The following is a 15,682-nucleotide window of genomic DNA, read 5'->3' on the forward strand; positions in this document are numbered from 1 at the left end:
GAACGGCGAAAAAACCGCGCCGTAGCGCGGTTCGTACCCTCGACCCAGGGGGTCTAACTGTCAAACTTGAGATCGAGCGGCGCGGCACGGCATCCCTGAAGTGGGACCAGCTCGAGGCGCGCTTCGGCGCGCCCGACGTGTTGCCGATGTGGGTGGCCGACATGGACTTCGCCGCACCGCAGGCGGTGCTCGACGCCCTGCAGGCGCGGGTGGCGCACGGGGTGTTCGGCTACACCGTGCCGACCGACGCGTATTACGAAGCCATCGCCGGTTGGTTCGCCCGCCGCCACGGGTGGGCGCTCCGTACGGAGTGGCTCGTCTACAGCCCCGGTGTGGTGACGTCTTTGGTGGTGAGCGTGCTCGCGTTCACCGAACCCGGCGACAAGGTGCTGATCCAGCCGCCGGTTTACCCGCCGTTTCGCGACGTGGTGCGGCGCAACGGCCGCATGGTCGTGGAGAACCCGCTCATCCTCCGCGGCGGCCGCTACGAGATGGATTTGGATCACCTGGAGGCCCAATTGCGTGACGGGGTCAAGCTGGTGTTCCTCTGCAGTCCGCACAACCCGGTGGGGCGCGTCTGGACGGCGGACGAGCTGCGCCGGTTCGGCGAGCTGTGCGCCAAGCACGGGGTCATCGTCGTAGCGGACGAGATCCACTGCGATCTCGTCTACCCTGGCCACCGCCATGTACCGTTGGCGTCCCTCGACGAGGCGTTCGCCGACATCACGGTGACGTGCAACGCGCCGACGAAGACGTTCAACATCCCCGGCTTGCATGTGTCCACCGCCGTCATCCCGAACGAAGCCTTGCGCCGCCGCTTTGCCGCCACGCTCGGCAACCTGGCCATGACCTCGCTCCATACCCTCTCCGCCGTGGCGTTGGAAGCGGCGTACCGGCATGGCGACGCGTGGCTGGACCGGCTGCTCCGCTATCTGGATGAAAATCTGCGCCGGGTATGCGCGGCGTTCGCGGGGGAATTTCCCATTCGCGCCCTGCGCCCGGAAGGGACGTACTTGGTCTGGCTCGACTGCCGCGACCTCGGCCTCGACGACGACGCCCTGGCTCGCTTCCTGTGCCAAGAGGCGAAGGTGGGGCTCAACGCCGGCGCATCGTTCGGCACGGGCGGCGAAGGGTTCATGCGGATGAACATCGCCTGCCCGCGGGCGACGCTCGAGGAGGGCATTTTGCGCATCGAGCGTGCGGTGGCCGCGCGGGATAAGGGTTCCGGACAGCGTCGCGCGTAAATAAGCATCTGCCCACGCTGCCTGTCATGTCTGCCCCGTGGCCGGTCGCGGCACGGGGCAGAGCGGCAGATGAAACGACGGAAACGGAAGCGGAAGAGGAGAGGAAAAGAGTGGACCTGCTTGTCCAACTGTCACGGAATTGATACAATACGGCTTGTAACCGGATTCACGCCCGCTATGGCGTGCGGTTGGTTGAACAAGCAGGGGAGAGGGGGTCAGGACGGACACGAAAGCAGGCGCAGGCGTCGCCAACTTCTAACGTGCCGTCGGTTTGTCGTCTTTTTGTTTGTTGCGTATCCAAAATAATAGAGTGAAGAGGGGTGCGGGTATGAAAAAGTCTTTGTGGATGTCCGCCGGAGCCACGGCTTTGCTGTCGGCCAGCGTGCTGGCGGGGTGCAACCTTTCCGCCGGTGCAGCACAGAAAGTAAACATCACGTTGTGGGATATCCAGACGGGGCAAGTCCAACAGGTCATCAAACAGATGATCGATCGTTTTAATCAATCTCATCCTGACATCCACGTGCAGCCCCAGTGGTTCCAGAACGGTCCGTACAAGCAGAAGATCCTCATCGCCATGGGTGCGCACAACCCGCCGGACATTTTCATGGGCTGGGGCGGCGGTATCCTCAAGTCGTACATCGACGCGGGGGACGTGTACGACCTGACGTCCGACATCAACAAAGACCCGCAGTGGAAGAACCGGTTCTTGCCGTCCGTGATGAAGCCGGTGACGTTCAACGGCCACATCTACGGGGTTCCGTACACAGGTGTGCAACCCGTGTACTTCTTCTACAACAAACAGCTTTTCCAGAAATATCATGTCGCCATACCTAAAACGTGGAACCAGCTGCTCAATGCCATCAAGGTGTTTAACAAGAACGGCGTCATCCCCATCACCCTTGGCGGCAAGGATCTCTGGCCGAATCTGATGTACGAGGAGTATTTGGTCGACCGCATCGGCGGGCCGGAGGCGTTCAACGCGGTGCTGGCCGGCAAGAAGAACGCATGGTCCAATCCGGCATTCATCAAGGCCAACACCATGATCCAGCAGCTGGTCAAGATGAAGGCGTTTGAGCCCGGCTTCAGCTCGGTCAGCTACGACAACGCGGCATCCACCTCGTTGCTCTTCACTGGGAGAGCAGCGATGGAGTTGATGGGCTCCTGGGAGTTCAATACTGTATACTCGAATAATAAAGCGATGATCGATCAAGGCAATCTGGGCTGGTTCCCGTTCCCGTCGGTGCCGGGCGGCAAGGGCAATCCGAATGACATCGCCGGCAATCCGTCGGGCTATTACTCCATTTCCAAGGCATCGAAGAACCCGCAGGCGGCGGTCACGTTCCTCCGGGATGCGGTGCTCACCGGGCAGAACGTGAAGGACTGGATCAACATCGGCAACGTGCCGCCGGTCAAGGGGATTGAGAAAGATCTCAAGCAAGCGAAGTTCGGGGATTTCTTGACGTTCAATTACGATCTGGTGAAAAACGCGCCCAACTTCCAGATGTCCTGGGACCAGGCGCTCTCGCCGGCGCAAGCGCAGGAGTTGCTCACCGATCTCGGCAAGCTGTTCCTCCTGCAGATGACGCCGCAGCAGTTCTCGGCCGACATGAACAAGTATATCGGCAAGTGATCGCCGGGCGTCCGGACCATCGGAAATGGCCTCGCGGCAGCGGGGCCATTTCCGCCGCATGGCGGAAGAAAAGAGGTGTAGCTCGTGCAAAACACGTCCGCAATGAACGGACAGCGGTGGCTGATGATGGTCCCGGCCGTGCTGTTTTTCCTTGTCTTCGCCCTCATCCCGATGCTGGTGGCGGTGTATTACAGCTTCTTGAACTGGAACGGGTTGTCCACCCCGCAATGGGTGGGCTTCGCCAATTGGCAGACCGTGTTCGCCAGCGGTGAGGCGTGGCATGCCATCCGCCTGACCATCGAGATCATGGTCTTGTCGTGGGTGATGCAGACGCCGCTCAGCCTGCTCATCGGGGTGTTTTTGGCCGGCGACCAGAAGTACCGCGCGGTGTACGGCGTGTTCTACTTCACGCCGCTCCTGTTCTCCTCGGTGGCGGTGGGTGTGACCTGGTCGTACATCCTCAATCCGAATTTCGGCTTGCTCGATGCGTTGCTCAAAGCGACCGGGCTGGGCACAGGGAATGAAAACTGGCTCGGCGAGCCCAGCACGGCGCTCATCGTCGTCGCGGCCATCATCTCGTGGCAGTTCATCCCGTTTCATTCGTTGCTATATCACAGCGGGGCGCGGCAGATCCCCGAATCGCTGTACGAGGCGGCCCGCATCGACGGCGCCGGTCCCGTGCGGATGTTCTTTTCGATCACGCTGCCGCAGCTGAAGTACACGTTCATCACGTCCACCGTCCTCATCCTGACCGGATCGCTCACGTACTTTGACCTGATCTACGTGCTCACCGGCGGCGGGCCGGGCGACGCGACGCTCATCCTGCCGATGGATATGTACAAACAGGCATTTCTTAACGAGAACATCGGGGTGGGCAGCGTGATGGCGGTCATCCTCGCGGTCGCCGGTGTCGCCCTGTCCATCCTCCTGCTGCGGCTGTCCCGCTTCAACCGCATGGAAAGCCAGCTGGAAGGGATGTGAGCAAGGATGCAGCACGTGGAACACGGAGTGGGTGCGGCCGGGGCAAGGGCGACCGCGCGGCGGTCCTGGTGGCGCCAGCCGCTCGCCTGGTATCAGGTGGCCGTCGCCCTGGCGGGGACCGTCTGGCTGGTGTTCGCGTTTTATCCTGTGTTCTATATCCTCATCACCAGCCTGCGCTCGCAGCAGGGGTACCTCATGGGCATTCCGTGGTTGCCGAGCGCCCACCCGACGTTTGAGAACTACGCCACCGTGTTTCAAACCGGGTTCGCCCATTACTTTTTGAACAGCGTGATCGTCTCCGTGTGCACGGTGGCGTTGATTGTGGCTTGCTCCCTGCTTTTGGCGTACGTGGTGGTGCAGACGCAAAACCGGTTTGTGCGGCTGGTGTTCAATGTGTTCTTGGTGGGGCTGTCGCTGCCGATCCAGGCGGCCATCATCCCGGTGTACGTGCTGGTGACCAACGTCATCCATCTGTACGATACACTCATCGGGCTCATTTTGCCGTCGGTGGCGTTCGGGCTGCCTTTGACCATTCTCATTCTCGTCAACTTCATCCGCGACATTCCGCGCGAACTGTACGAATCGATGTACCTGGACGGTGCGACCGACTTCATTCTGTTGCGCCACCTGGTCGTGCCGCTGTCGCGCTCGGCGCTCATCTCGGTGAGCATCTACGACTTCGTGCAGGCGTGGAACAACTTTCTGTTCCCGCTGGTGCTCACCCAGAGCGACGCCAGCCGCGTGCTGCCACTGGCCATCACGAACTTCCAGGGCCAGTACACGATGAACGTCCCGGCCATCATGGCGTTCGTCATCCTGTCGGCGTTGCCGCTCATCCTGGCGTATGCGTTCGGCCGCCAGTACTTGCTGCGCGGCATGCTTGCCGGCTTCAGCAAGTGAACGGCGGCCGCGCCGGAAGGGAGGGCGCCGTCGGCATGGAAAGGCTGCCGCCTGCACGGGAGGGCGGCATGCCGGAAGGAAAGGCGGCCGTGCCTGGCCGCGCCGCGCTGCGGCGGTTGTCCGCAGCCGCACATGACATCCCCGCAGAGGAGGGACCACCCGCATGCACGAAGAACAACACATCGCGAAGCAAGTGGACGAGCTCATCGCCCAGATGACGCTGGATGAGAAGCTGGCACAACTCGGTTCCATCTGGTCGTACGAGGTCTTGGAGGGTCAGGCGTTCTCGCCGAAGAAGGCGGAGGCGCTGCTACACCACGGCATCGGCCAGATCACCCGCATCGGCGGGGCGACGAACCTCGATGCCCGGGAAACGGCGCGGGTGGCCAACCAGATCCAGGAGTTCCTCCTCACCAAGACGCGCCTGCGCATCCCGGCCATCGTGCACGAAGAGTCGTGCAGCGGCTACATGGCGAAAGGCGCCACCTGCTTCCCGCAGACCATCGGCATTGCGAGCTCGTTCGATACCGAACTCGCAATGCGCATCGGCGAGGTCATCCGCGATCAGATGCGGGCCGCTGGGGCGCAGCAGGCGCTGGCGCCGCTGCTCGACGTGACGCGGGACCCGCGCTGGGGCCGCGTCGAGGAGACGTTCGGCGAGGATCCGTACCTGGTCAGCCAGATGGGCATCGCGTACGTCCGCGGCCTGCAGGGGGACGACCTGTGCCGCGGCGTGGCGGCCACCGGCAAGCACTTCGTCGGCTACGGCGCGTCGGAGGGGGGCATGAACTGGGCGCCCGCCCACATCCCGCCGCGCGAGCTGCGCGAGGTGTACTTGCACCCGTTCGAGGCGGTGGTGAAAGAGGCGAAGATTGCGTCCATCATGCCGGGGTACCACGAGCTGGACGGCATCCCCTGCCACAGTTCCCGGGAGTTGCTCCACGACATCCTGCGCCGGGAGTGGGGGTTTGACGGCATCGTCGTCTCCGACTACTTCGCCATCGCCAACCTGTTCGAGTACCACCGCGTGGCGAGCACACGCGAGGAGGCGGCGCGCTACGCGGTGGCCTGCGGCGTCGACGTGGAGCTGCCGAGCCGCGACATCTACCACGACGCCTTGCGGCGAGCGTTGGAACAGGGCCTTGTCAGCCTGGAGGACGTGGAGCGGCTCGTGCGCCGCGTGCTCACCATGAAGTTCCGGCTCGGGTTGTTCGACAACCCGTTCGTCGATCCCGACGCCGCCCTCGCTGTCTTCGACACGCCGGCGCAGCGCGCCCTGGCACGCGAGGCGGCGCAGAAGTCCATCGTCCTGCTCAAGAACGACGGCGACCTGTTGCCGCTGTCCAAGTCGCTGCGCCGGATTGCCGTGCTTGGCCCGAACGCCGACACCATCCGCAACCTGGTGGGTGACTACGCGTACCCGTGCCACATCGAGACGCTGCTCGAGATGAAGGACGACGCCAACGTCTTCCACACGGCGATGCCGGACGACATCCAGGCGGTGGATCAATTCGTCCCCATGACGACCATCCTCGCCGCCATCCGCGAGAAGGTCTCGCCGCAGACCGAGGTGGTGTACGCCAAAGGGTGCGACATCCTGGGCGACGACGACGCGGGCATCCCGGAGGCGGTGGCGGCGGCGCAGGGTGCGGACGTGGCCATCGTGATCGTCGGCGACAAGGCCGGCCTCACCGACGACTGCACCACGGGCGAGGCGCGCGACCGGGCCACGCTCGGCCTCCTCGGCCAGCAGGAGCGGTTGGTGCGTGAGGTGGTGGCGACCGGGACGCCGACGGTGGTGGTGCTCGTCAGCGGCCGGCCGCTCGCCGTCACCTGGATCGCCGAGCACGTCCCGGCCGTCCTCGCGGCGTGGCTGCCGGGCGAGGAGGGCGCGCAGGCGGTGGCGGATGTCCTGTTCGGGGATTACAACCCGGCTGGCCGTCTGCCCATCACCGTGCCGCGCACGGCGGGCCAGGTGCCGGTGTTCTACGCCCACAAGCCGTCGGGCGGCCGCTCGCACTGGAAAGGCGCCTACGTGGATACGAGCAACCTGCCGCTGTATCCGTTCGGCCACGGCCTCTCGTACACCCGTTTTGCGTATCGCGATCTCGCCGTCACTCCGGAGACGGTTGGCGCCACGGGCCAGGTCGAGGTGTCGTGCGTGGTCGAGAATGTGGGTCCGCGCGCGGGCGAGGAGGTCGTGCAGCTGTACGTCCACGACGTGGCGGCGAGCGTGACGCGGCCGGTGCTGGAGTTGCGCGGGTTCTGCCGCGTGGCGCTTGCGCCGGGTGAGGCGAAGCGGGTGACGTTCACGCTGGACGTGCGCCAGCTTGGGTTTTACGATCGAAATATGCGATATATCGTGGAACCGGGTGAGGTGGAGGTCCACATCGGCGCCTCGTCGGCGGACCTGCGCCTGACGGGACGGTTTACCATCCGCGGAGACGGGCCGGTCGCCTGCGACAAGGTGTTCACGACGAAGGTGAAGGCGGAACCGGTGGCGTGATCGGCGGACGACCTCATCTCAGGGTGGCGGGGCGGGCGTCCCGCCGCCCGGACGTTTCAGCATGAAGGTTGGAGGGAACGCGGGTGCGCACGGGAGACCAGACGCTCGTCAAAGAATGGAACCAAGCCATCGCCCTCGATCTGTTGCGCAGCCGCGGGCCTGTCTCCAGGGCTGAGCTGGCGCAGCTCTCAGGGATCAACAAGGCGACCGTCTCCAACATCGTGGAGGAGTGGCTCGCCCTTGGGTTGGCGGAGGAAATCGGGCCCGGGCCTTCGTCCGTCGGCCGGCCGCCGATGCTCATTCGCTTCAACCCGCGCGCCGGGTTCGCGGTGGGCATCGAGATCGAGGTGGACGGATTGCGCGGTGTGCTCACCGACCTCGACGGTCAGCCGGTGTACCGTGAGCAGGTGGCGGCGGCCGATCTCGCCGACGTCGCCCGCGCGGTGGCGCGGTTGCACGATCTCATCGCCGCGCTGCTGCGGGCCGCACCGCAGGCGCCGCTCGGCGTGCTCGGCATCGGCATCGGCGTGCCGGGGTTGGTCAACTTTGACGCCGGGGTGGTGCAGAACGCGCCGAACCTGCATTGGCGCGACGTGCCGCTGCGGGACATCGTCACCGGCGCGTGGCCGTATGCGGTGTACGTGGACAACGAAGCCAACGCCGGGGCGCTGGGGGAGAAGTGGCTCGGCGCCGGGATGGACGCCGACAGCCTGGTGTACATCAGCGCCAGCACCGGCATCGGCGCCGGGATTGTCCTCGGGCGCGATCTCGTCCGGGGCGCGGGCGGCCTCGCCGGGGAGTTCGGGCACATGGTGATTGATGTGAACGGGGAAGCGTGCTCGTGCGGCGGGCGCGGCTGTCTGGAGGTGTACGCGTCGCTCACGAGTTGCCTGCGCCGCTATCAGGCTCGCCGCGGCGAGCGGGTGGATGCGGACACGTACTTCGCGCGCTTGGCGGCGGGCGACGCGGACGCGGTGGCGGCGATGCGGGAGACGGGCGAGTACCTGGGCATCGGCATCACGAACATCGTCCACGGCCTGAATCCGGAGCGCGTGATTCTCGGCAATCGCCTGGCCGACGGCGGGGACGTGCTCCTTGCCGCGGTGGAACGGGTGCTGATGACGCGCAGCTTCGCCCAGCCGTACTTTCGGACGACCGTCAGCCTGGGCCGGCTCGGCCGTGACGCGTGTGCGATTGGCGCGGCGTCGCTCGCGCTGCAGGCGTACTTCGCGTTGCCGCGGACGGAGTGAGCAGTCGGCGACGGGGCCCGTGGGGACGGGGGTTTGGAAACGGGGTGCGGCTACGGCACGTCCCCCAGCCGCCTGTTTCTCAGGGGGCTCGGGCGCGGCGCGCCTCCAATGGGGCCGCGGACTGTGTCCGCGGAGTAACTCGCGCGGGTGGAGTTGGGCGCCCGGAGCGCGTCACTGCTTCAATGGGGCCGCGGACAACGTCCGCGGAGCAACGGAACTCCAGCACCTCATCCTGCTCGCGGGTGGCCGAGCTTCAATGGGGCCGCGGACAGCGTCCGCGGAGCAACGTTGGGCGCGGATCTCTTCTGACGGCTTATCAGTCCTTCAATGGGGCCGCGGACAGCGTCCGCGGAGCAACCGGGTCGTCCACCAGGTCCGCCAGCGGATACGGGTAAACCCTTCAATAGGGCCGCGGACAACGTCCGCGGAGCAACTAAGCTGGCCAGTCTGCTCAAGCTGGTAAGCCCACTGTGCTTCAATGGGGCCGCGGACAACGTCCGCGGAGCAACCCCTGAGATTGTGATTCCGATATACGCTGGTCTAAAAAGGTCAATGGGGCCGCGGACAGCGTCCGCGGAGCAACGTCGCTGTGCTGTTCCGGTCTTCGTGGGGACCGCTAGGAGCTTCAATGGGGCCGCGGACAGCGTCCGCGGAGCAACAAGAGGCCAGCCCAACCACCAACCAGAACAAACGCAAACCTTCAATGGGGCCGCGGACAGCGTCCGCGGAGCAACGCGCGTCTCTAGCTCAGCGATTTTTTGCCACTCTTTTAACCTTCAATGGGGCCGCGGACAGCGTCCGCGGAGCAACGAAGGAACAACAGGATATAACGTTCGCAAACTTGACCTTCAATGGGGCCGCGGACAGCGTCCGCGGAGCAACCTCCGTAGGGTGTCCGGAGTGACTGGCGGTGTACTCCTTCAATGGGGCCGCGGACAGCGTCCGCGGAGCAACTTGCGGACCATTTGCTGTCGATGGGGCTGGCCTCCCTTCAATGGGGCCGCGGACAGCGTCCGCGGAGCAACGAGATATGGGCAGAGTGCCTTGGCAACGATCCGACCTTCAATGGGGCCGCGGACAGCGTCCGCGGAGCAACTGCTCAAACATGTACAAGTCTCCCTTGATCCTGAACTCCTTCAATGGGGCCGCGGACAGCGTCCGCGGAGCAACGCTTATCAATCTGTGAAGGAGTTTGAGCTATCAAAACCTTCAATGGGGCCGCGGACAGCGTCCGCGGAGCAACCGAGGCGTTCTACCGGCTGTACGACCAAAGCAGCCCTTCAATGGGGCCGCGGACAGCGTCCGCGGAGCAACCCTTCGTCCTTGTGCCTAGATACGGCGCGGGCTTTGCGCCTTTTTCCGCGAACCTCCTCGTGGGAGGGGGGTCACACCATCAATTCCACGCCCCCATTGTACCTCGCTCTCCTCGAAAAATCCAGATTTATCGCGGGTTTCCGCAGATCCGCGAACCCCCCGGGTTTTACCCATCACTCGGGGTTCGCGCAACTTACCTGCCCCTGCCGGGCTAAGCCCCATATACCTTCGGCGTACGCCGTGCATATCCACTCAATTCGTCACCGTCAGTTTGACGTCGGAATGGTTGATCCACTGGATCAGTGACCAGTTGCTGGTGAACACGCCTTCCGGGAAGATGTACGTCCCCGGCTGGGTGGGCGTCCACGTCCACGTCTCGGTGATGGTCTGTCCAGGCGCGAGGCTCGCGCTGGGCGCATTCTGTGCGACCCACTGCCAGTTGTCGGTAAAGACATACTGTACCAAGAGACCGTTGGTCAGATACCCGGTCGGCGCGGTCTCCGTGTACGTCGTCGTGATGGTCACGGGTGTCCCGACCGTCACGGTGGTCGCCGAGAGCGATACGGACGCCGAGATGACGGGCGGATCGGGCTGCGTCACCGTGAACGTTCCTGCGTTCAAATTGGCCTCATACGTGGCGGCCCCGTCCCGGCCGAAGACGAACGTCTTCACCGTGTACGTCCCTTGCACGTCCGGCACCTTCCAGGAAAGTATCACCGGATTGGACGTCTGACCGGGCTTGAGCGAGACATGCGGCACCGTCTGCTGGCCCACAAGTTGGCCCGCTGGGTTGTAGATCTCCACGTCCAGCGTCGCGTCGCGCACCTCGGCCCGGGTGTCCGTGAACGTGGTCGTCACCGTCTGGGTGTAACCCGGCTTGATGGTCGGATTGGCGACACTGGTCTGGTCGGTGAGTTGCGGCCCCTGGGGCTGATGTCCGTTCTGGTGCGGAATGATCAGGTCCGTGATGGAGTACGGTGCGACGTCGACGCCTTGGTCCACATCCTGTACCGCCCCGAACCGCGGTACGCGGGTGTCTTTGCCATAGACGATTTTCGCCGCCGGGCCCTTCGCGAGCACTCCTTCCAAATTCAATTGCACATGATACGCCTGGTTCGGGTCCTTGTTGATGATCATCACCGCCACGTCTCCGTTCGGGAGTACCGTGGCATGTGTTGCCAAAGCATCGGTGCTTGCGCCGCTGCCGACCATCGTGGCACCTGGCACGGCGATGGGGGCGACCAATTGATATCCATAGTAGTCAGGGAACGGTGTCTCCGCAGGCGGTTCCGAAATCCCGTTTTGCGATCCGCCGTTCGACAACAACCCGTAATCCCCAAACTGGTAGTCCCCGTAGAGCGAGCTGCTGACGTTGGCGTCGGGCGCTGTCACCGGCCCGTTGTGCAGGTCCCACCAATCGACGTTTGCGGCCGGCATCACTCCGTCACGGTCAGCGTCGGCGCCGCCTGGTCAATCCACTGCAGCAACTTCCAGTTGCTCGTGAACACGCCTTGCGGGAACTTGTAGATCCCGGGTTGTTCCGGTGTCCAGGTCCACGTCTCCGTAATGGTCTGTCCAGGCGCCAGGTTCGCGCTGGGCGCGCTTTGCGCCACGAACTTCCCGTCGCCCGTAAAGACGTACTGCACGAGCAGCCCGTTCGTCAAATACCCGGTCGGCGCGGTTTCCGTATACCTGGTGGTGATGGTGACGGGTGTACCCACCTTGACCGTGGCGGCCGACAGCGACACCTTGGCCGTGACGACGGGCGGATCGGGCTTTGTGACCGTGAACTTTCCGGCGTGGGCATTGCGATACCACATGGTTCCGTCTTGGCCGAAGACAAACGCCTGTACGGTGTACGTCCCTTGGATGTCGGGCACCTTCCACGTCAGCGACAGCGGCTGGGTCGTTTGACCCGCTTGCAGCGAGACGCCGCGCACCGTTTTTTGCGCAGCCATGCGCCCGCTGGCATCATAAAGCTCCAAAGCCACCGTGGCGTTGCGCACCTGCCCTTGCCGGCAGGAAAGGGTTGTCAGCATCTGTTGGGTGTATCCTGGGCGGATGCTTGGATAGCGCACCTCGGTACGATCCGCCAGCTGCACCTTGCCCGGTACGGTCGTTGGCTGCGTGTGCAGGACCAAGTCGGTGATGGAGTAGGGCGGGACATCCAATCCCTGTTGGACATTGGCCACCGGTTGTTGGACAGGTGCGTTGGTGTGCATGCCGTACCACAGCTTGGTCGCACGCGCCTTGACAGATGCCCCTTCGATTTGCAGCTGGACATGATACGTCTGTGCCGGATCACGGTTGATGATCATCACCACCAGGTCGCCATTCGGGAGCTGGGCTGCATGGGCGGCGAGCGTCTCTGTGCTCGATCCCGCTCCCACCAGTTTGGCTCCCGCCACGGCGAAGGGGGCGACCATCTGGAACCCGTAGTAAGCCGGGAACGGCGTGTTGGCAGGGGGTTCGGTGATGTTGCCTTTGCTTTCTCCGTTCGCGAGCAGTCCATAGTCACCAAATCGGGTATTTCCGTACAAGGACGAGCTGACATTGGCATCCGGCGGCGTGACCGGGCCGTTATGCAGGTCCCACCAGTCCACGTTGACCGCGCCAGCCTGGATCCAATCGAGCAGGTCGTCGGCCAAAAACAGCGCATTGACCAGGCTGGTCGATTGCTTGCCCGGGTTGTACGAGACGCTGTTGGTTTCCGTGACGAACACCGGGATATGGCCGTAGGGTTGGAGTTGCTGCTTGAGGGTGTCCATCATGGTGGCGATTTGGTTGGTGGATTGTAACAGCCCGGGGTCCGATTCGCCTCCCGGTTGCTGCGGATACCAGTGGACGATCCCGAAATCGGGCAAGGTGCCCAAGTCCTTCATGGCGGACAGCACGGACGCATTCCATGCATCGTCTCCCGTGCCCGGAGCCACCAGGTCCACGCCAATCCGAATGGACGGATCGACCGCTTTCATCGCCCGGATGAAGGTGACGGCCCGCTTGGCGTAGTCGGCCGGCTTGCCGGCAAAGTTCCCCGCTTCCCAGTTGCCGTACAACTCGTTGCCAATCTCCCAGAATTTCACGCCGTAACGGCGTGTCACGTTGGCGTACTTGACCCACGCGGCGGCTTCCTCGGCGGTACCGGTTCCGGCGTTCACCGTGAGGATGGCTTGCCCCTTGACGGCCCGCACCACCTTCATGAAGTTATCGAACTTGTCTTGCGGCCACGCCCAGCCGTTCTCCACTTGGTTCGTCTGCCAGTGGTACACATCCGAGGTGGAGCCGCCCGGGTAACGGAGCACGGTGGCCCCCGTTTTTTGAATCCGCGCCGGGACGATGGGATCCATCAGGTGGCCGTCCCATACCGCCGTATTGATGCCAAACGCGGTATTGGGCACGGTGGCCACCGGAGCGGCGGCGTTGACGGTGATGACGGCAACACGGGTCCCGGTTTGGCCTGTCAAGTCTGCTCGGCCGGCCTGGGCCGTCACCGCCGGCGCGGCGGTGCACAGCGTGGTCAGCGCGATGGTGGCCGCCAAAGACGCAGGGCGAGGGGATCGCATGCGCTAAGCTTCACTCCTTTGCGTAGAAACTCCTGCCAGAGGCCGTGTCCCGCGAGCCTGTCTAAAGCGCTTTCAGAGATACGGGACGATGGAACGGACTTTTGCTTGTTCGCTTACGCAGATACGCGAAAAGCCCAAACAGAAATTAAAGCGCTTTCGACATCGCTAGTCTAGCATGCAGAGAATCATACGACAAGACGGGAGAATACAGAATCGTGCCCGGGAAAGGCGCCCGTTGGTCTCACGATGCCGCTCTGCGTTGACGAGAAACGAACACACCCTTCGCTCTCCCTTCACAAATCCCTCGCCGTTTTTGCACATCCCTTCGCTACCGTATGGATGCAGGACGAAGTGAGGTGATGAGAATGACCCTGGCGTGGCGCAGGACGTTGTCGGCGTACGCGATGATGTTTCCGGCGCTCGTCCTCACCGCCGTGTTCGTCGTGTATCCCATCGGCGAGGCGTTCGTCGTCAGCTTCCTCCACTGGGATATGCTGACCGCGGCCAACCGGGCGTTCGTGGGTCTCGCGAACTACGTCCGCATCCTGCGCGATCCGCTGTTTTACAAGGCCCTGGTCAACACGGTATGTTACGTCCTTCTCTTTGTGCCGTGTGTCCTCGGGCTCGGGTTGGCGGCGGCCGTCGCGCTCAACGCCCGCATCCCGGGGCGAAAAGTGATGCGCGCTCTGTTGTTGTTGCCGTACGTCACGTCGCTCGCCGCCACCGGGGTGTTGTGGCAGTGGATCTTCAACGGCCAGTTCGGCCTGCTCAACGCCCTCCTCGCCGAGTTCGGGTTGCCGCCGCAAAATTGGCTGTTCAACCCGCACCTGACTTTGCTCAATCTCCTCATCTACGGTGTATGGCAGAACCTGGGTTACGTCGCGGTGATCCTGCTCGCCGGATTGCAGAACATCGATCGCGCCTTCTACGAAGCGGCTGCGGTCGACGGCGCCGGGGCATGGCACAAGTTCCGCCACATCACCCTGCCGCTGTTGTCGCCTGTGCTCTGGTTCACCTGGGTGCTGGTGACCATCGAGGCGTTCAAGGTGTTCCTGCAGGTCTACGTGCTCTACTCCGGCACGGAAGGCCCGAACTTCAGCGGCATCACGCTGCTCTACTACATGTACGAGCAAGGTTTCAGCAACTATCGCATGGGCGAGGCGTGCGCCGCCGCGTTCATCCTCTTCTTCATCATCTTCTTGGTCACGCTCGTCCAACTTGTCTGGCAGAGGAGGGTGCACGTTGAGCTTTGATGCCGATCCGGTGCCGCGCGGCGCGTTGGCTGCAACCTCCAAAGGCCGGTCCACCGCCCGGCGGGCTGGCCAGGCATCCAGCCTCCGGGCGCACAGGGCCGTCCCGGCCAGCGTCCGCCAGGTTCCGGCCGCCCTGCTTGCGGTGTTGCTCGTCCTGTATGTGGCCGTGCCGTTCGTGTGGATGGTGGTCACATCCCTGAAACCGGCGGGAGAGGTACTGAGCCCGCGTCCACAGTGGATCCCGCATCCCGTCGCGTGGATCAACTATGTCGTCGCCTGGCGGTCGGCCCCCTTCGGGCGCTACTTCCTGAACAGCTTTTTCATCTCCGCCTGCGAGACAGTGTTCGATCTCACGCTCGGCGCGATGGCGGCCTACGCCCTGGCGCGGATGGAATTCTACGGCAAGCGACTGGTGTTTCTCGTCCTGCTCGCCACCTGGATGGTTCCGGGCGAGGTGATGCTCATTCCCAACTACCTGACCATCAGCCGCCTGCACTGGGTGAACACCTATGCCGGCTTGATGGTGCCCTGGTTGGTCAGCGTCTTCACCATCCTGCTCATGACCCAGTACTTTCGCGCCCTGCCGCGTGAGTTGTTCGAAGCGGCGGAAACCGACGGGTGTTCACCCGTCCGGACACTGTTCCAGGTCGTCCTGCCCGCGTCGAAACCCGTTTGGGTCACGGCAGGGCTCATCAAGTTCATCGGGACCTGGAACGCGTTTTTGTGGGTGGTGGTGGTCGCCAACCAATCGTCGCTGTTCACATTGCCGGTGGGGCTGTTCAACTTCAGCGGCGACGCCGGCACCCAGTACCACCTGTTGATGGCGGCGGCCACGTTCAGCATGGCGCCTTTGCTGGTGCTGTTCGTCTTCGGCCAACGGTACATCGTGGAAGGCATCGCCCGCACCGGTTTGAAGTGACGCGATCGCATCGTGTGCGCGCGCACCGTACGTGCACGCCGTGCGCGCCGTGCCTGCCGTGCGCGCCATACGTGCGTCCGCCAGGATGACGACAACGTGGACTCCGGCGGCCGCCTGCGCGG

10 protein-coding genes and 1 CRISPR repeat array are annotated in these 15,682 nt (G+C 63.7%); of the genes, 8 read left to right on the forward strand and 2 right to left on the reverse strand.

What is annotated here, in order from left to right:
- Positions 1–95: 95 nt before the first annotated feature.
- From IEX97_RS10210 to IEX97_RS10235, 6 genes are all read left to right on the forward strand, one after another.
- Entirely contained in the window at positions 96–1,244 is a 1,149-nt protein-coding gene (locus tag IEX97_RS10210; protein ID WP_308426202.1) for a MalY/PatB family protein, read from the forward strand.
- A gap of 328 nt (positions 1,245–1,572) precedes the next feature.
- Positions 1,573–2,874, forward strand: coding sequence for an extracellular solute-binding protein (locus IEX97_RS10215; protein WP_188882814.1), 1,302 nt, complete (start codon positions 1,573–1,575; stop codon positions 2,872–2,874).
- 84 nt (positions 2,875–2,958) lie between these two features.
- Positions 2,959–3,855, forward strand: a complete 897-nt coding sequence (locus IEX97_RS10220; RefSeq protein WP_229776799.1) for a carbohydrate ABC transporter permease — start codon at positions 2,959–2,961, stop codon at positions 3,853–3,855.
- Between the two features lie 15 nt (positions 3,856–3,870).
- A complete protein-coding gene (locus IEX97_RS10225; protein WP_229776800.1) occupies positions 3,871–4,755 on the forward strand; it encodes a carbohydrate ABC transporter permease in 885 nt (294 codons plus the stop codon).
- Positions 4,756–4,918: 163 nt separating this feature from the next.
- Positions 4,919–7,261, forward strand: a complete 2,343-nt coding sequence (locus tag IEX97_RS10230; RefSeq protein ID WP_188882816.1) for a glycoside hydrolase family 3 N-terminal domain-containing protein — start codon at positions 4,919–4,921, stop codon at positions 7,259–7,261.
- Positions 7,262–7,344: 83 nt separating this feature from the next.
- A complete protein-coding gene (locus tag IEX97_RS10235; protein ID WP_188882817.1) occupies positions 7,345–8,511 on the forward strand; it encodes an ROK family transcriptional regulator in 1,167 nt (388 codons plus the stop codon).
- Positions 8,512–8,613: 102 nt separating this feature from the next.
- Positions 8,614–9,825: a CRISPR direct-repeat array (repeat unit 37 nt; unit sequence CCTTCAATGGGGCCGCGGACAGCGTCCGCGGAGCAAC).
- A gap of 252 nt (positions 9,826–10,077) precedes the next feature.
- On the opposite strand, the gene IEX97_RS10240 is transcribed toward IEX97_RS10235, so the two are convergent.
- Both IEX97_RS10240 and IEX97_RS10245 read right to left on the reverse strand, forming a co-directional pair.
- Positions 10,078–11,262, reverse strand: coding sequence for a hypothetical protein (locus IEX97_RS10240; RefSeq protein ID WP_188882819.1), 1,185 nt, complete (start codon positions 11,260–11,262; stop codon positions 10,078–10,080).
- Positions 11,262–13,388: a cellulose-binding protein gene (locus tag IEX97_RS10245; protein WP_188882820.1), complete on the reverse strand. Its 2,127-nt coding sequence runs from the start codon at positions 13,386–13,388 to the stop codon at positions 11,262–11,264. Before IEX97_RS10245 ends, IEX97_RS10240 begins: the two co-directional genes overlap by 1 nt.
- Positions 13,389–13,747: 359 nt before the next feature.
- Between IEX97_RS10245 and IEX97_RS10250 the strand changes: the two genes are divergently transcribed.
- Together IEX97_RS10250 and IEX97_RS10255 are read left to right on the forward strand one after the other, a co-directional pair.
- On the forward strand, positions 13,748–14,641 hold the full coding sequence (locus tag IEX97_RS10250) for a carbohydrate ABC transporter permease (RefSeq protein WP_229776803.1): 894 nt from the start codon (positions 13,748–13,750) through the stop codon (positions 14,639–14,641).
- Entirely contained in the window at positions 14,631–15,560 is a 930-nt protein-coding gene (locus IEX97_RS10255) for a carbohydrate ABC transporter permease (RefSeq protein WP_229776801.1), read from the forward strand. The genes IEX97_RS10250 and IEX97_RS10255 overlap by 11 nt, the downstream gene beginning before the upstream one ends.
- Positions 15,561–15,682: the final 122 nt, after the last annotated feature.

Source organism: Paenalicyclobacillus cellulosilyticus, assembly GCF_014647315.1.
GTDB lineage: Bacteria > Bacillota > Bacilli > Alicyclobacillales > Alicyclobacillaceae > Alicyclobacillus_J > Alicyclobacillus_J cellulosilyticus.

Coding starts and splice junctions, on each gene's coding strand:
- IEX97_RS10245 (WP_188882820.1), bottom strand. CDS start 13,388: ATGCGATCCCCTCGCCCTGCGTCTTTGGCGGCCACCATCGCGCTGACC.
- IEX97_RS10250 (WP_229776803.1), top strand. CDS start 13,748: ATGAGAATGACCCTGGCGTGGCGCAGGACGTTGTCGGCGTACGCGATG.
- IEX97_RS10240 (WP_188882819.1), bottom strand. CDS start 11,262: ATGCCGGCCGCAAACGTCGATTGGTGGGACCTGCACAACGGGCCGGTG.
- IEX97_RS10215 (WP_188882814.1), top strand. CDS start 1,573: ATGAAAAAGTCTTTGTGGATGTCCGCCGGAGCCACGGCTTTGCTGTCG.
- IEX97_RS10230 (WP_188882816.1), top strand. CDS start 4,919: ATGCACGAAGAACAACACATCGCGAAGCAAGTGGACGAGCTCATCGCC.